This is a genomic window from Rouxiella silvae (genome assembly GCF_002093625.1).
GTDB classification, from domain to species: domain Bacteria; phylum Pseudomonadota; class Gammaproteobacteria; order Enterobacterales; family Enterobacteriaceae; genus Rouxiella; species Rouxiella silvae.
Map to the genome: position 1 here is coordinate 54,537 of NZ_MRWD01000004.1, position 16,408 is coordinate 70,944.

The 16,408-nt window shown below is 52.0% G+C and carries 19 protein-coding genes; 8 read left to right on the plus strand and 11 right to left on the minus strand.

The features are described from left to right. The first annotated feature begins 91 nt into the window (after positions 1-91). Entirely contained in the window at positions 92-712 is a 621-nt protein-coding gene (locus BS639_RS02815; RefSeq protein ID WP_055773536.1) for a TetR/AcrR family transcriptional regulator, read from the plus strand. A 66-nt stretch (positions 713-778) separates the two neighbouring features. Next, complete coding sequence (gene fabF, locus BS639_RS02820) at positions 779-2,053, plus strand: beta-ketoacyl-ACP synthase II (RefSeq protein ID WP_084982215.1); 1,275 nt, start codon at positions 779-781, stop codon at positions 2,051-2,053. A gap of 55 nt (positions 2,054-2,108) precedes the next feature. Here the strand turns inward: fabF and BS639_RS02825 are convergent, their stop codons facing one another. Next, complete coding sequence (locus tag BS639_RS02825) at positions 2,109-2,489, minus strand: DUF6515 family protein (RefSeq protein WP_055773540.1); 381 nt, start codon at positions 2,487-2,489, stop codon at positions 2,109-2,111. A 244-nt stretch (positions 2,490-2,733) separates the two neighbouring features. Next, a complete protein-coding gene (locus BS639_RS02830) occupies positions 2,734-3,597 on the minus strand; it encodes a YicC/YloC family endoribonuclease (RefSeq protein WP_084982216.1) in 864 nt (287 codons plus the stop codon). 127 nt (positions 3,598-3,724) lie between these two features. Here BS639_RS02830 and rph point away from each other — a divergent pair, with 127 nt between their 5' ends. Further along, complete coding sequence (gene rph, locus BS639_RS02835; RefSeq protein ID WP_055773545.1) at positions 3,725-4,441, plus strand: ribonuclease PH; 717 nt, start codon at positions 3,725-3,727, stop codon at positions 4,439-4,441. Positions 4,442-4,528: 87 nt separating this feature from the next. After that, complete coding sequence (gene pyrE, locus BS639_RS02840; RefSeq protein ID WP_055773547.1) at positions 4,529-5,170, plus strand: orotate phosphoribosyltransferase; 642 nt, start codon at positions 4,529-4,531, stop codon at positions 5,168-5,170. A gap of 69 nt (positions 5,171-5,239) precedes the next feature. On the opposite strand, the gene slmA is transcribed toward pyrE, so the two are convergent. The 3 genes from slmA to coaBC form a co-directional block, all read right to left on the minus strand. Beyond that, positions 5,240-5,836: a nucleoid occlusion factor SlmA gene (gene slmA / locus BS639_RS02845; RefSeq protein WP_055773549.1), complete on the minus strand. Its 597-nt coding sequence runs from the start codon at positions 5,834-5,836 to the stop codon at positions 5,240-5,242. 234 nt (positions 5,837-6,070) lie between these two features. Next, the gene (dut, locus tag BS639_RS02850; RefSeq protein WP_084982217.1) at positions 6,071-6,529 is read right to left on the minus strand and encodes a dUTP diphosphatase; all 459 of its coding nucleotides are present in this window, start codon (positions 6,527-6,529) and stop codon (positions 6,071-6,073) included. Next, complete coding sequence (coaBC, locus tag BS639_RS02855; protein ID WP_084982218.1) at positions 6,507-7,724, minus strand: bifunctional phosphopantothenoylcysteine decarboxylase/phosphopantothenate--cysteine ligase CoaBC; 1,218 nt, start codon at positions 7,722-7,724, stop codon at positions 6,507-6,509. Before coaBC ends, dut begins: the two co-directional genes overlap by 23 nt. 182 nt (positions 7,725-7,906) lie before the next feature. Between coaBC and radC the strand changes: the two genes are divergently transcribed. The 4 genes from radC (at position 7,907) to mutM (ending at position 10,418) form a co-directional block, all read left to right on the plus strand. Continuing rightward, on the plus strand, positions 7,907-8,587 hold the full coding sequence (gene radC / locus BS639_RS02860) for a RadC family protein (RefSeq protein WP_084982219.1): 681 nt from the start codon (positions 7,907-7,909) through the stop codon (positions 8,585-8,587). 298 nt (positions 8,588-8,885) lie between these two features. Further along, complete coding sequence (gene rpmB, locus BS639_RS02865) at positions 8,886-9,122, plus strand: 50S ribosomal protein L28 (RefSeq protein WP_005164747.1); 237 nt, start codon at positions 8,886-8,888, stop codon at positions 9,120-9,122. A gap of 16 nt (positions 9,123-9,138) precedes the next feature. Continuing rightward, positions 9,139-9,306, plus strand: a complete 168-nt coding sequence (rpmG, locus tag BS639_RS02870; protein WP_004392084.1) for a 50S ribosomal protein L33 — start codon at positions 9,139-9,141, stop codon at positions 9,304-9,306. A 302-nt stretch (positions 9,307-9,608) separates the two neighbouring features. Beyond that, positions 9,609-10,418, plus strand: coding sequence for a bifunctional DNA-formamidopyrimidine glycosylase/DNA-(apurinic or apyrimidinic site) lyase (gene mutM, locus BS639_RS02875; protein WP_055773557.1), 810 nt, complete (start codon positions 9,609-9,611; stop codon positions 10,416-10,418). Here the strand turns inward: mutM and coaD are convergent. The 6 genes from coaD to rfaQ all read right to left on the minus strand — a co-directional run bounded on the left by coaD (position 10,415) and on the right by rfaQ (position 16,341). Beyond that, positions 10,415-10,900 carry a pantetheine-phosphate adenylyltransferase gene (gene coaD / locus BS639_RS02880; RefSeq protein ID WP_055773559.1) on the minus strand — a complete coding sequence of 162 codons (486 nt, stop codon included), beginning with the start codon at positions 10,898-10,900 and terminating at the stop codon, positions 10,415-10,417. The two genes, mutM and coaD, sit on opposite strands and share 4 nt — an antisense overlap. Beyond that, complete coding sequence (locus tag BS639_RS02885; protein WP_084982220.1) at positions 10,897-11,679, minus strand: glycosyltransferase family 2 protein; 783 nt, start codon at positions 11,677-11,679, stop codon at positions 10,897-10,899. The genes coaD and BS639_RS02885 overlap by 4 nt, the downstream gene beginning before the upstream one ends. A 3-nt stretch (positions 11,680-11,682) precedes the next feature. After that, the gene (gene waaA, locus BS639_RS02890) at positions 11,683-12,960 is read right to left on the minus strand and encodes a lipid IV(A) 3-deoxy-D-manno-octulosonic acid transferase (RefSeq protein ID WP_084982221.1); all 1,278 of its coding nucleotides are present in this window, start codon (positions 12,958-12,960) and stop codon (positions 11,683-11,685) included. A 66-nt stretch (positions 12,961-13,026) separates the two neighbouring features. Then, complete coding sequence (locus tag BS639_RS02895) at positions 13,027-14,136, minus strand: glycosyltransferase (protein ID WP_084982222.1); 1,110 nt, start codon at positions 14,134-14,136, stop codon at positions 13,027-13,029. A 1-nt stretch (position 14,137) separates the two neighbouring features. Then, positions 14,138-15,265 carry a glycosyltransferase family 4 protein gene (locus tag BS639_RS02900; RefSeq protein WP_084982223.1) on the minus strand — a complete coding sequence of 376 codons (1,128 nt, stop codon included), beginning with the start codon at positions 15,263-15,265 and terminating at the stop codon, positions 14,138-14,140. After that, positions 15,262-16,341, minus strand: a complete 1,080-nt coding sequence (gene rfaQ, locus BS639_RS02905; RefSeq protein ID WP_084982224.1) for a putative lipopolysaccharide heptosyltransferase III — start codon at positions 16,339-16,341, stop codon at positions 15,262-15,264. The genes BS639_RS02900 and rfaQ overlap by 4 nt, the downstream gene beginning before the upstream one ends. Positions 16,342-16,408 lie beyond the last annotated feature (67 nt).

Genomic DNA, 16,408 nt, shown 5'->3' on the forward strand with positions numbered 1-16,408 from the left:
TATACCTTAAGAGTGACGAATGTGTATATTTATCACCTGTTAACTTAGGTTATCCCTACAGGTATTTTTTGCCCTGGCTCTGGAGAGCTTTATGAAGCCCGAAACCCCGATTGCACTGCCACAGCGTGGTCCCGCGTTGCATGAGCGCCGCGAGCAGATAATCCGGGCCGCATTGGACCATTTCCGGCACTATGGATATTCAAAAACGTCTGTGGCCGATTTGGCAAAGGCCATCGGTGTTTCAAGCGCCTACGTTTACAAGTTTTTCGAATCTAAACAGGCAATTGGTGAAGCGGTTTGCACTCATTCGCTGGGTCAGATTGACGACGCACTGCGAGAAATAGCACAGAGCGAGAACAGCGCTTCCGATCGTTTGAAAGAGCTCTTTGCATCACTGTTAAGTAAAAGTCTGGCGCTATTTTTTGAGGAAAGAAAGCTGCACGACATTGCTGCCGTAGCCGCTGCAAATCATTGGAATTCGGCGAAAAACCACCGGGCTGCGCTGTACAGTATTCTTAAGCACGTCATTAATGAGGGGCGCGAGTCAGGCGAATTTGAGTCCGAAACGCCACTCGATGAAGTTTGTATGGCCATCGCCAGTGTGATGACCCCTTTTTCGCACCCGCTGATGCTTGAGGAGAAAACACCCGAGCAGCTTGAAGAGCGCGTGTTGGTTATCACGAATTTAGTTTTACGCAGTCTGGTGAAATAACCGGGCTGCCAAAAAGATGAATTTTTCACATCTCAATTTTACGGATTGATCCGCAGAGGAATATTTATGACTCATCGTCGTGTAGTAATTACTGGCATGGGGGCGGTGAGCCCGCTCGGTTGTGATATCGAAACCATTTGGAAACGCCTCTTGGCCGGTCAGTCCGGTATTCGCGTTCTTCCTGACGAAATCGTTGAGACCCTGACCGTTAAAATCGGTGGCCAGGTACTCAGCGTTGAGCAGGATGCCGAATCAGGTTTTGATGCAGACCAGCACGTTTTGCCGAAAGATCAGAAGAAGATGGACCGTTTCATCCTCTTCGCAATGGCAGCGGCCGATAAGGCGATTGCACAGTCTGGATGGCACGCCGAAACTGCCGAGCAGCAGGAACGTTCTGCAACCGTGATTGGCTCAGGTATCGGCGGTTTTCCAGCGATCGCCAACGCCGTACGCATCAACGACACTCGCGGTCCTAAGCGTTTGTCTCCGTTCACTATTCCTTCATTCCTGGTCAATCTGGCTGCCGGGCAAGTTTCAATTAAGCATGAGTTTAAAGGCCCAATTGGCGCTCCGGTTACCGCCTGTGCCGCTGGCGTTCAGGCAATTGGTGATGCAGTTCGTTTGATTCGTAACGACGAAGCAGACGTTGCGCTGTGCGGCGGTGCTGAAGCCACCATTGATACCGTAACTCTCGGCAGCTTTGCCGCAGCCAAGGCAATGTCTACCGGTCATGAAGATCATCCTGAGCAGGCTTCACGTCCTTTCGACAGCGCACGCGATGGTTTTGTGATGGGTGAAGGCGCCGGTATGCTGGTGATTGAAGAGTTGGAACACGCCTTGGCGCGCGGCGCAACCCCGCTGGCCGAGATTGTGGGCTACGGCACCAGTGGTGATGCTTACCATATGACATCCGGTGCAGAAGATGGTAACGGCGCAGGACGTGCAATGAAAATCGCTTTGCGTCAGGGTGGCATTAAACCAGAGCAGGTTGAACATTTGAACGCACACGCCACCTCAACACCGGTGGGTGATTTGGGCGAAATTAACGCCATCAAAACCCTGTTTGGCACTGACGGCAAACTGGCTATTACTTCCACCAAGTCAGCAACCGGACACCTCTTGGGTGCAGCCGGTGGTTTGGAAACTATCTTTACCGTTCTGGCCGTGCGTGACCAAATCGTGCCGCCTACGCTGAACCTTGACAACAAAGACCCTGCCGCCGAAGGATTAAACATCGTCGGTAACAAAGCGCAGCCGCATGCGATCAATTATGCCTTGTCTAACGGCTTTGGTTTCGGCGGCGTTAACGCCTGCGTATTGCTGAAACGCTGGGAAGCTTAAGTTTTAGCTTGCTTGATGATAAAGCCCGTTAATTCGGGCTTTTTTTATTGCGGGCTTAGAGTCCGTCTGGGCGAGGGATTTCGTAATACTGGCCAGAAGGATCGCGCTTGTAGTAATGACCGTTGCTGACGTAGAAACGCTCACCGTGAAAATCTAGCGGCGCCAGGTCAGGTGGTGCGGATTCATAGTCTTCTTCAGATTCTGGCGGCGGAGGCGGCGCATCATCCTGCGGTGGCGCGTCGACTTCTACATAATCATCGCCCTGTTTTTGGTAGTAATTGCCGTTTAACGCCCAGTAGGTCAAACCACCAATCACCACGGCAACAGCGGCATCAGGCAAAATATTGAATCCCGGCCCCCCGTGGCCACCGTGCGCCATCGCTAACGTCGGTGAGAGCAGGCTCAAGGTTAATAGTGATGCAGCAAGCTTCTTCATTTCATTCCCCTTGGGGGTCAAACTTCAGACAGATCCAAACTTCTTCCGAGTGATATAAGGTGTAAAACCTGTTGCGTCAATCGCGTTAAGGCAATTTACACAGACGGTTACAACTGTCTACGCGATCCTCACAGGGTGAAGAGAGAATGAGAGAAGTTAACGGAAAATAAAGTAATCATGACCAAGCTCATGCTGTAAAAAAGCCCGCAAAAGCGGGCTTCAACGTTCAAGCGGTAATTAAGATTTATTCGATATTCTGAATTTGCTCGCGCATCTGCTCGATAAGCACTTTCAGCTCGATGGCGGAGGTTGTCACATCGGAGTTGATGGATTTCGACGCCAGCGTGTTGGACTCACGGTTAAACTCTTGCATCATGAAGTCCAGACGGCGGCCGACGGCTTCCTCTTTCTTGAGGATTTTATGCGTTTCTTTAACGTGTGCGTCAAGGCGGTCCAATTCTTCGGCGACGTCTACGCGCTGCGCCATCAGCACCAGCTCTTGTTCCAAACGGGTATTTTCAAGCTGAACCTGTGCATCTTCGAGCTTGCTGACCAGTCGTTCGCGCTGCCACAGCAAAACGTTGGGCATCTGGGCACGAACCTTAATCACTTCAGCGCTGACGCCGTCGAGTCGTTGTTCAATAAGCGTTTTCAGTGAAGCGCCTTCGCTTTCGCGGGCCAGAATGAAATCATCCAGCGCGCCGTCGAGTGCAACCAGCAATTCGTTGCTGATGGCGTCCAGGTCTTGCTCCTCGGCAACCATCACGCCCGGCCAGCGCAGCACGTCGAGCGGGTTGATTTCCCCTTCGTCACTTTGCATTTTGACCCACTGTGCCGCTTCGACCAGCTGTTTAGCCAGCTTTTCGTTGAGCTGCAGAGTGCCTTGCGCGCTAGGGTCGAGATCGAAGCGCAGGTTGCATTCAACCTTGCCGCGGGTCAGTCGAGCGCGTACGCGTTCACGGATAACCGGCTCCAGACTGCGAAACTGCTCGGGCAGACGGATGTAGGTTTCAAGATAACGTTGGTTAACGGAGCGAAGTTCCCACGCTGCGCTGCCCCAGCTTCCCTTGATTTCACGTCGGGCATAAGCGGTCATACTACGAATCATGTCTGTCTACCTGTTAATGTAAAGATGTAAGGATTATAGCCTCGCTGAACCCGTCATGATAGGCATTACCTCACGAAGCCCGTATAATGCGCAGCCAACTATGATTTGCGAGCCGGAGAACAACCCCATGCGTCCAGCAGGCCGAAATGCACAACAAGTGCGCCCACTTACCCTGACCAGAAACTACACAAAACACGCTGAAGGTTCTGTTTTGGTTGAATTTGGTGACACGAAAGTCCTTTGCACCGCCACTGTTGAAGAAGGGGTTCCTCGCTTTCTGAAAGGTCAGGGACAAGGATGGATCACGGCTGAATACGGTATGTTGCCACGTTCTACCCACAGCCGTAACCCGCGTGAAGCGGCAAAAGGCAAGCAGGGTGGCCGTACTTTAGAAATCCAGCGTCTGATTGCTCGTTCACTGCGCGCCGCCGTTGATCTCAAAAAGCTGGGTGAATTTACCATCACTCTTGACTGCGACGTGCTGCAAGCAGACGGCGGTACGCGTACAGCATCAATCTCTGGTGCCTGCGTTGCGCTGGCCGATGCCTTAAACGCGCTGGTTGCAGCGGGTAAACTGAAAGCCAACCCAATGAAAGGCCTGGTCGCTGCCGTGTCCGTCGGCATCGTCAAGGGCGAAGCGTTGTGTGACCTCGAATACGTTGAGGACTCCGCTGCTGAAACCGATATGAACGTCGTGATGATGGAAGACGGCAGAATGATCGAAGTTCAGGGCACCGCGGAAGGAGAGCCTTTCAGCCACGAAGAGTTGCTGAGTTTGTTGGCCCTCGCTCGAGGGGGAATCGAGACTATCTTCGAGGCGCAAAAAGCGGTTCTGGCAGAATAATTATTTAAGGCGGCTAATTTAGTCGCCTTTTTCATATATGGCTCTCGGGCCAGCGAGTAGAAAATAAAAGACGAGGAAAAAGCATCCATGAAAGCCTATCAGCGCCAGTTTATTGAGTTTGCATTGAACAAGCAGGTTTTGAAATTCGGCGAATTTACCCTGAAATCCGGCCGCATCAGCCCCTACTTTTTTAATGCAGGCCTGTTTAACACCGGTCGTGATTTAGCCTTGCTGGGACGCTTTTACGCAGAAGCCCTGATAGATTCAGGCATCGATTTTGACTTGGTGTTTGGCCCAGCCTATAAAGGTATCCCGATTGCTACCACCACCGTGGTGGCGCTGGCCGAACAGCACGAGCGCGACGTGCCTTACTGCTTCAACCGTAAAGAAGCCAAGGATCACGGCGAGGGTGGCACATTAGTTGGCAGCCCATTGCAGGGCAAAGTGATGCTGGTGGATGACGTAATCACCGCCGGGACAGCCATTCGTGAATCTATGGAAATCATCAACGCGAATAATGCGTCATTGGCCGGCGTGCTGATTTCTCTTGACCGCCAGGAGCGTGGCCGTGCCGATATCTCTGCCATTCAAGAAGTTGAGCGCGACTATCACTGTAAGGTGATTTCTATTATTACGCTTGCCGACCTGATTGATTATCTGGAAGAGAAAACCGAGATGGCCGATCATCTGGCCGCCGTTCGCGGATATCGTCAGCAGTACGGTATTTAAGATGTTCTGACCGGAAAAGGAAAAGGGCCCATGGCCCTTTTTTGCTTTTTTGATATGCTAGATTAGCGGTTACTGAAGCTGAGCTGCAATCAGCGGCCAGCGCGTATCGAAATCTTGCGTCGGGCGATATTTAAATTCTGAACGAACAAAACGGGACAGCAGTCCTTCACAAATTGCCAATAGCTGGCTGGCCAGCAGCGTTTCATCAGTATTGAAACCGCTTCCTTCACGCATCTTCTTTTCGCGCAGCACCTGCCGAAGCTGAACCTCAATACGCTCAAACAGTTGGTTAATACGACCCTGTAAACGGTCTTGTTCAAACATTAACGCGTGTCCGGTCATAATGCGGGTCAGTCCCGGATTACGTTCTGCAAAACCAAGAATCAGCAGCAGAATGAGACGAAGCCTATTCAGCGTATCTTTCTCATCCTGCAGGATGAGATTAATTCGAGTAATCAGGCTGTCCTCAATAAACTCGATAAGACTGTCGAACATTCGCGTTTTGCTAGGAAAATGACGGTAAAGCGCAGCCTCGGATACTCCGACATTGGCGGCAAGTTTTGCCGTAGTAATACGCTGGCTGCCATCGCTAGACTGAAGCATTTGCGCCAATGCCTGCAAAATCTCCTCGCGCCGGTTCCTTTTAGTATTTTCTTTTTCTGCCATGTCTGAATAGACCCTTGCTAAAAAACGGCTTAAAAATATAAAAAAACCGCACAATTGCCGCTTCAACCATCAGATTTTGCGGCTTATCGACCTTTGGCTTTCAATCAGACACGGGCAGTGAGCCCGGCGGGTTAAAAGCGGTAGGGTATCAGTAAAGTTTTATTGTATCGGTTTGATATAAATAAGGATCTGTTCAATATCCTGCGGCCCTGCACCGCGATGTTGAACAGATTCTTACTGGCGTCCGGAGTGACCAAAGCCACCTTCGCCGCGTTCGCTGTTGGTAAAATCTTCAACCAGATTAAATTCAGCCTGCACAACCGGCACGAATACCATCTGCGCAATGCGCTCGCCCGGTTCAATCGTGAAGGTAGTTTGCCCGCGATTCCAGACTGAAACCATCAACTGACCCTGATAGTCTGAATCAATGAGGCCAACAAGATTACCCAGCACAACGCCGTGTTTGTGACCCAGACCTGAACGAGGCAGGATAACCGCCGCCAGATTGGTATCATCGATATGGATAGCTAGACCCGTAGGCAGCAGAGTCGTTTCACCCGGATGCAGTTCAACGGCGGAATCCAGAACAGCGCGCAAGTCCAGGCCTGCAGAACCTGGCGTGGCATAAGTCGGCAAAGGAAAATCTTTGCCAATGCGCGAATCAAGGATCTTAATGTCTATTTTTTTCATCATAACGGCTGACAATCTCGTTTAGTAAAGCTTGGCCAAGCTGCTGTTTATCACTAAGGGGTAAACGCAGATCTCCATTTTGCCAAAAAAGATGCAAGGCATTGGTATCACTATTAAAACCATGCCCGGCAAGTGAAACATCATTTGCGCATATCAGGTCAATATTCTTCCTGATACGTTTTTGTTGGGCGTATTCTTCCACATTCTGGGTTTCAGCGGCAAACCCTACGACATACGGACGATGCTCTTTCAGGGCGCCAACGCCGGCAACGATATCCGGATTTCTGACCATTTTCAGCGTTATTTCATCACCTTGCTTTTTAATCTTCTCATCGGCAATCGCCATAGCACGATAGTCTGCCACCGCGGCGCAGGAAATGAAAATGTGCTGAGAAGTCACGCTGTGATTAACGGCCGCCTGCATTTCAAGGGCGGTAGTGACGTCAATTCGTGCCACATTGTGCGGCGTGGGGAGCGAAACGGGACCGCTCACCAAAGTTACCTGCGCACCGCGTTTTGCGGCCGCTTCGGCAATGGCAAAACCCATTTTTCCCGAGCTGTGATTGCTGATGTAGCGAACGGGATCCAGCGCTTCTCGTGTGGGTCCGGCGGTAACCATAATTTTAAGATGCTGCAGGTCGAGGCGCGGCGAAAAGTGTTCAACGGCCATACCGACAATCACCAACGGGTCAAGCATGCGGCCGGGACCCACGTCGCCACAGGCTTGGCTGCCTTCGTCCGGTCCCCACAGCAGAGTGCCTCTGGCGGCCAGCTGGTGCAGATTTTCTTGGGTGACCGTTGCGCGGTACATCTGTTGGTTCATTGCTGGAACAACTGCAATCGGCGCAGCGGTTGCCAGACAAACCGTGGTCAGCAGATCGTTGGCCATGCCTGCGTTCATTCGCGCCAGTAAATCAGCAGTCGCCGGTGCAATAATGACGAGGTCTGCCCATTTACCCAACTCTATGTGGCCCATTGCGGCCTCCGCGGCCGGGTCGAGCAGGGAATCTGATACGGGATAGCCAGAAACCGCCTGCAGGCTGAGCGGGGTAATGAAGGCTTTTGCGGCTTCTGTCATTACGACTCGCACTTGTGCGCCGCGATCGCGTAAACGCCTTACCAGCTCGGGTGCTTTGTAGGCCGCTATGCCGCCGCTGACGCCAAGCACAATGTGTTTGCCGGAAATTCCCGTCATCATGATTGTCCGATTGAAAGTCCAATGAGGCAATATTTTAGCATAATGCTGATTCATGACAGCTATACGGTTTCGTTATTAGGGATCCCGTTCTCTCGTTTTGCGAGACCTCTCGCAGGGAAATATTACGACTTAACCCTCGCTTATCAGGCTATGCCACAATCCTGACTCATAAGGAGTGAGGGATGAAAAATAATAAAAAAATCTGGCAGGAAGGGAGGGGTCCCAGAGAAAAGTTGATTGAAATGGGGGCATCGAGCTTATCGGACTGCGAGCTGCTGGCCATTTTTCTCCATACCGGCGTTCGTGGAATGAACGTGATGGCTTTAGCTGAAAGCCTGGTGGCGCACTTTGGGTCGATTTATAAAATTTTGGCCGCCGATTACAACACGATTATTGGATTTCACGGGATGGGGGCGGCTAAATTTGCCCAGCTCTCAGCGGTTACCGAACTCAGTCAACGGCGTTATGCGGAGCAGCTCGCGTGCGAGAATGTGCTGCTCAATCCGTTTATCACCCGCCAGTTTTTACAGAATTTACTGTCTCATCGCGAGCGAGAGGTGTTTTTAGTACTTTTTCTAGACAATCAACACCGTGTTATTCGCCATGAGGAGATGTTTGCTGGTACCATTAGCAGCGTTGAGATTCATCCGCGTGAAATTGTGCGCGAAGCGATGAAGGTTAATGCGACGGCGCTGATTCTGGCGCATAATCACCCGTCCGGCAAAGCAGAACCAAGTTTTGCGGACAGAAGGGTAACCGAACAGATAATAAAAGCGTGCCAATTGCTAGATATCCGCGTACTCGATCATTTCGTCGTAGGTGGCGGAGAAACGGTCTCTTTTGCCGAGCGTGGTTGGATTTAGACTTATTTTTTAAAGATCCTGAGGGATCTTTAGCTGTTCGGGACTTGAGCACTTACGCTCTAGAGCGTATACTACGCCACCTTTGAGAATCTTGGGTTTGGCGTTAAGAGCCTATCTCAGCAGGTTTCAATACCTAACATCTTCACGATGATAGGGTTAACCTGATGATTTATGGTTTTTACCCGACGACAGTGAGTCGGTTCTCAGTGGAGTTTGCTGAGATGGGCTCTCAAAGCCTGACGAGGCGGCCATACCCTATACGAAGCTCGAGCTGATTTGATTTTTGGAGAATAGACACATGTCCCGAGTCTGCCAAGTTACTGGCAAGCGCCCGGTGAGCGGTAACAACCGTTCCCACGCAATGAACGCGACCAAACGCCGTTTTCTGCCAAACCTGCATTCCCATCGTTTTTGGGTTGAAGGTGAGAAGCGCTTTGTAACTCTGCGTGTATCTGCTAAAGGTATGCGCGTGATTGATAAGAAGGGTATCGAAACGGTCTTGGCCGAAATTCGTGCCCGTGGTGAGAAGTATTAAGGAAAGGAACTGAAACATGGCTAAAGGTGTTCGCGAGAAGATCAAGCTGGTTTCTTCTGCTGGTACTGGTCACTTCTATACCACCACGAAGAACAAGCGTACTAAGCCGGAAAAATTGGAACTGAAGAAATTCGATCCAGTTGTCCGCCAGCACGTGATCTATAAAGAAGCTAAAATTAAATAATTTTAGCGGATTAATAAAAACCCGGCTCCGGCTGGGTTTTTTTATGCCCAAAATTCCCCTTCGTACTTGAAGCTATCGCTGCGCTATTCAGCCCATACTTGGGCTTCCCCCCTTCCGGGGCCGCTGCAAGCCGCGTTCAAATCTGCTCCCGGCATACACTCTCTCAACTTAGTCACTTACCTGTGTAAGCTCCCAGAGACGCGTTCATTACAACGCCAATTACTTTGGGGATGATTTCGTACTTGAAGCTGTAGCATCGTTGGCTACACTACATCGCACATTCATGGCTTTAGGAATATTTCATGCCAGAACTACCAGAGGTTGAAACTAGCCGTCGCGGTATTGAGCCTTATTTGGTGGGTCATACCATCATGCACGCTGTGGTGCGCAATGCCCGTCTTCGCTGGCCGGTATCGCAAGAGATTATGGCGCTGAGCGATCAGGTGGTAATTAGCGTGCAGCGCCGCGCCAAGTACTTGCTGGTCGAGCTGAAGAGTGGCTGGATAATTATTCATCTCGGTATGTCAGGCAGTTTGCGGGTACTGGCGGAAGAGACTGAGCCTGCCAAGCACGACCACGTTGATTTGGTGATGGATACTGGCTACGTCCTGCGTTATACCGACCCGCGACGCTTTGGTGCCTGGCTATGGTGTCAGGATCTGGCGGGCAGCAGCGTTTTGTCTCATTTGGGACCTGAGCCGCTCAGCGAGGAATTCACCGCCGGCTATTTGCGCGACAAATCGCAAAAGAAAAAATCGCCCATCAAACCGTGGTTGATGGATAACAAGCTGGTGGTCGGGGTGGGTAACATTTACGCCAGCGAATCGCTGTTTGTAGCGGGAATATCTCCCGACCGGCCGGCAAACTCGCTGTCGATGGAAGAGTACGGACTGTTAGTATCGACGATTAAGGCGGTATTGCTGCGCTCTATTGAGCAAGGTGGTACGACGCTGCGTGATTTTTTACAGTCTGACGGCAAGCCGGGTTATTTTGCTCAGGAATTGCAGGTATATGGCCGTGCGGGAGAGGCCTGCCGCGTTTGCGGAACGCTCATTGAAAGCAGCAAGCATGCCCAGCGCAGCACCTTCTTTTGCCGCACCTGTCAGCGTTAATCGGCTGCTATTTTCTCAAGTAAGGCCTGAGTCACGTGAGCAGGCAGGAAAGGCGTGATATCTCCCCCGTGTCGCGCCACCTCTTTCACTAAAGAGGAAGAAATAAATGACCACTCTTTCGAAGGCATTAAGAATACGCTTTCCAGCGTGGGCATCAGGTGGCGGTTCATACTGGCGAGCTGCATTTCATATTCAAAATCAGATACCGCACGTAAACCACGTACCAGAACGTTGGCCTGATTTTCTTTGGCGAAGTTAGCCATCAGCGAACTGAAGCCCATCACCTCGACGTTAGCGAGATGAGACGTCGCCTTGGCCGCCAGTGCGACGCGTTCATCAAGAGAAAAGAGCGTTTTTTTATGCGGACTGGCCGCAATAGCTAAAATAACTTTCTCAAACATCAATGATGCACGGGTTACCAAGTCCAGATGACCATTGGTCAACGGGTCGAAGGTGCCGGGATAGATTGCCTTGGTGCTCATAGTGGCTCACTTTTTTGCAGTTGATGGCTGAACGCCCACAGGGCCGCATACTTATTAAAAGTATACTGCGCATTCACGCTGGCAAGAATCAGTCCCTGCTTGCCGTCAAGAAAACCCGCGCGCAGGATCCACGTTTTGAAAAAAGCGCCAAGGGTGTGGCTGATGATTGAAAAGAAACTGCATCGTTTACCCTGCTGATGGCGCTGTTCTGCCCAGGCCTGCGCGTAGTTCATCTGTTTGCGTTGAAAAGCGAAATAGTCGCGGCAGGTGAGGTGCAGTAAATCACCTTTGAGATCGACGATATCCGCGCCCTGAACGTTGAGCGATTCGTGGACGAGATCATCGTTATAGCGATATTTATCAGCCTTATACAGGCGGTTTACTCTGTCGGGATACCAACCGCTGTGGCGCATAAAACGGCCCAAAAACAGGTTGCGCCGACCAAGTCGATAGACTTTATTTTCATCGGGTTGCCGTAAACAGTCTTCAATTGATTTACGCAGCTCGGGCGAAACGCGCTCGTCGGCATCGATCATCAAAATATATTCACCGCTGGCGTGCTCTTGAGCGAGCTGGCGCTGTTTGCCAAATCCCTGCCATTGACTGTTTTCAAACACTGTTGCGCCAAGACTGCGCGCCAGCGCCTGCGTGCCGTCACTGCTGCCAGAGTCGAGCAGCACCACTTCATCTGCCCAACTGACCGAGTTAAGGCAGTCTTCCAGCAGTGAGGCTTCGTTTTTGGCAATCAGCACCACCGACAGACGTTTTTGGGCAGACATACGTTAGTGACTCCGCGGTGGAAGATGAGGCTCCATCAGTTGCAGCAGGCGCTGCAGTGCGCCCTGATTCTGACGCAATACGTCAACCGCATGGCGGCCATAGTACAAACGATAGTCCTCATCGGTCAGCAGGGTTGAAATTTCTTTGACCAGAGAGGTGCTGTCGTTCACCGTTATCAGGCCGTCTGCCTGAGCCAGTTTGGCGCAGATGTCTTTAAAGTTGAACGTGTGCGGACCCATCAATACCGGAATAGCGTGTGCCGCCGCTTCAAGAGGATTATGTCCGCCGCGCTCTACCAGGCTTCCGCCAACAAAGGCGATATCGGCAATGCCGTAAAGCAGCATCAGTTCACCCATCGTATCGCCGATCACCACCTGCGTTTGTGCCGAAGGCACTTCGCCGGTGCTGCGCTGGATAAATGTCATGCCCGCCTTTTTAGTCAGGTCACAGGCAACGGGGAAGCGTTCAGGATGGCGCGGGACCAAAATCAGCAGCAGAGTAGGGAAGGTCTTTAACAATTCACGATGCGCGGCGAGAAGAATCGCTTCTTCGCCGTCGTGTGTGCTGGTAGCTATCCACACCTGGCGACGCGAAGCCCACTGGCTGCGCAGGGTCAGCGCACGTGCGGCAAGCTCTGGGGTGACGGAAATATCGAATTTCAGGCTGCCGGTTACCGCAAGATGGGAGCGTTTCAGCCCCAGTGAAACAAAGCGTTCACCGTCTTCAGCGTTTTGCGCGGCGATGAGGGTGATTTTTTTCATCACGCCCTGAATAAATTTGCCTAATTTGCCATAGCCTTTGGCAGAGCGGGCTGACAGGCGCGCATTGGCGATGACCAGTGGAATTTCACGCTGATGTAGCGCGGTAATCAGATTCGGCCACAGCTCGGTTTCCATGATGATCACCAGCTTAGGGCGAACTTGGTCAAGGAAACGGTTAATCGAACTTGGAAGGTCGTAAGGCAGATAAACGTGACTGACGTCTTTACCAAAAGCCGATACCGCGCGTTCTGAGCCGGTAGGCGTCATGGTGGTGACCGTAATGGGCAAATAAGGATACCGATGGCGCAGTGCCCGTACCAAAGGAACCGCTGCCAGCGTTTCACCGACGGAAACTGAATGCAACATAATGCCGTCCGCCACGACTTTACCCTGGCAGAATCCATAGCGCTCTGCCCATCTTTTACGATAGAGCGGCGCTTTCCGACCACGCATCCAGAGACGAACCCAGATAAGCGGCTGGATGAGGTAAAGAAGAACGGTATACAGCGTTTGTAACATAATATCCGTAAAATCTAAGGGTAAAGGCCGAATTCTAAATAGTTACCCCATCCAAAGCTATCATTTTTATCCTCCTTCGCCCTTGGCTCCCTTGCTGGTTGCCAGTGCTGCGTATTGTTCGCAGATGGGCACTATCCCGAAATGAGACAACTGCTGTTGGTCTATTTGCGGAGGATTATTGTAAATATCCTTAATGGTGTCGGCCAATGCGGCTGCGTTCAGGTCGGCCAGTCCACGCGCCAGTTCGCCAGTGAGGATTTCAGCCGGACCGCCGGGGCAGCGGGTGCTGACGGCCGGTGTATAAAGCAATAAAGCCTCGACAAGCACGTTGCCAAATCCTTCGCTGTCCGAACTTAGAATCAGCTGCGATGCGTGGCGCACATAGGGGTAAGGGTTGGACTGAAAACCTTTGAATATAACCCGCTCAGCTACGCCAAATTTCTCGGCCAGCGCTTTTAGCTTTTCAGTTTGCTCCGGCTTACCCTGACCCAGCAGCAGCAAAGGCGCCGTTACGCCGCTTTTTGCATAGGCTTCGATCAGTCGGTCATGCCGTTTGTTTTCATGAAAACGGCCGACGTGGATGAGGTAAGGCTGACCGGCCATTTCACAAGGCTGCTCGCCAGCGGCACGAATGGCATCAGTATCGAAAGGGTTATAAATCACCTCAAGCTGCGAAAGGCGCAGGCCAAACTGCTGCTCAATGTCATTGGCGACGGCGCGGGAAACAGCCACCACGTTGCGATTGTGGTACACAGATTTGATTTTTCGCTGTTTCAACCAGCGATCAAAGCCGGTGCGATGGCCAAGATACGAAGTTGAGAACATGCCGTGCAGGCAAAACCAGACTTTTTTAAAGTCCAACACTCGGCTTTTGGCGACGATACGGTCGGTTTTATGCAGGTTCGATAAGACCAAATCAAACGCATCGGTCTTGCGCAGAACCTTATCTAACTGTGCGGCACGGCGTGACAGCTCTGTGAGCTTGCGCCACGGCGAACGGCTCTGGTCTTTAATGACCCTGTAATCCAGGCCGGCAGGCAGAGAATATTGGCAAACGTCGCGCAGCGAAAACAGCGAGACGTGGTGCCCCTGCTGCAATAATCCCTCGGCCAGCGTCAGCACCACTTTTTCTGCGCCACCGCCGGGCAGGCCATCAATAACAAAGAGAATACGCATATCAGCCCACCAACTCCTGATACAGTGAAATAAGCTGTGACGAAAGCCGCTGCGGCGAGCAGTCGATAATTCTTTCGCGCGCCTTTTCGCCCTCTGCCGATCCTAAGGCCTGTTTTGGTAAGGACATAACAGCCATCTGTAACGCGGCCACGTCGAGTGCATCGCATACATAACCGTTAACGCCTTGAACGATAAACTCCGAACCGCCGCAGGTTGGCGTCGTAATCACCGGCAGTCCGCAGGCCATCGCTTCCAGAATGACATTCGGGAACGGATCGTAAAGCGTAGGCAACAGCAGCCCGTCGGCCATTTGATAAAAGTCCAGCGTTGAGGTCTGCATTCCAAAAAAATGTACACGATTCGTGCAACCTAACGTGGCACCAAGCGATCGATAGCGTTTTTCATCTTTATCTTTACCTACGACCAGCAGGTGGCGATCGGTATTGGCAATGGCTTTTATCGCCGCATCCAGCCCTTTACGCTCAAAGCCCGACCCTACATAAATCAGGCAGGTCGCTTCGGCGGGAACCTGATAACGGGCACGTAAAACGCTGCGTTGTGCTTCAGTCGGCGGCAGGAATTTTTGGCTGTCGATGGCGTTATAGATAACCCGAATTTTTTCTGCGGGTACACCAAACTCGCTGATGATTTCCTGTTTAACCATCTCGGCGTTGCAAATGACCGCCTTGAGCTCAGGTGCGGCATACATTTGCTGCTCGGCTTGCATCACGTATCGGTGGTAGCGGTCACTAAAAAGCTGTTTTGCCTTCCAACCGGGGAGCACACGTGCGCGCTGCTCCAGCCAGCGCCGATGCACGCCGTCACCCGCACGATATAGGTCACAGCCCGGGATGCGTTCGTGGCTCTGTACCAAGTCAAAGGACTCTTTGTGCCACAGGCTGCGGGCGGCGTTGGCAAAACCGCGCTCGCGACTAATGCGGCCTAGCTTCCACGGATCACAGATATGTACCTTCCAACCCGGCTTAATCTCGCCCTGCCACTGGCGGGTGATGACGTTTAGCTCGAGGTCGTGGTTTTCCAACGCTTCAAGCGCGCGTGAAACAAAGCGTTCCGCGCCGCCGTCCGGACGATATTTTTGGCGCACCAGCGCCAGTCTGAAATGCTTCATGGGAGTAACCTGTCTGCCGCATCAATGACTGCCTGTGCGGGAATGGCATCAAGGTAGCGTTCGGATGTGTGAGTATCAATGTCGTCAGGATCGGGCAGCGGACCGAAATCCCCGGCCCAGATAACCTCCCCCAGCGCTTGCCAAGGCTTCCAGAAGGTCAGTTTTGACGGCCCAAATAGCGCAATCAGCGGCGTTTGCAGCGCGGCTGCCATGTGCATTGGAACTGAGTCGACGCCAATAAACAGTGCGGCTTGGTCAATTAGCGCCGCCAGTTGGCGCAGCGAAAGCTTTCCGGCCAGCGAGACAATGTTGATGCCTGGGCAAAGCGCCAGGATTTTGTCCACCATCTCAAGTTCGCGCTTGTCGGGTCCCGCCGTGACCACAATTGGATAGCCTTTGGCGGCTAATGCACGGAAGGTCTCTGCCATTTTCTCTTCAGTCCAGCATTTGAAAAACCAGCGAGAGGTCGGTTGCACCACAATAAAAGGGAGCTTTATTCCATTTTCGTGTAATAACTGACCAACAGCCTGTTCATCCTCGGGAGAATAGCTCATGGTGGCATGTGTCACCGCCGGCGTCAGTTCAAGAGGGGATAAAATAGAGAGGTTCTGCTCAACGGTGTGCAGCGCACCGTGGCCTGAAGTGCTCACTAGCCGAGTGTGGCAAAAAGGCCAGATTTTGCCCTGACGTTTGGGGAAGGCAAATCCAAGTCGGGTCTGAGCGCCGGTCAGACGAGTGACAATGGCGCTACGCCACTGGTCGGCAAGGTTGATAACCAAATCGTATTTGCGATGCATGAGCTGACGAGCCAGCTTGATTTCATGCGCCATATGCGCCCGCACACCCTGCTTTTTCCACTGCCGGTCGATGGTAAAAAGATGACTCAGCGCCGGATGGCTGGCCAGCATCTCGCGGGTTTCCAGGTACATCAACATATCAATTTCGGCGTTGGGATAATGCTGATGCAGCGTATTGATAACCGGTGTGGTCAGCAACATATCGCCGTGATGACGCAGTTTGATAATAAGGATACGCCGCGGCGGTGGGGTGATAGTTGTTGCTGAAACCTGTGTCATCTTTAATCGCTATTTAAGGATTTAGGGATAGATTCTAAAGGACCCAGAAGAATGTGGCTACTGTTCG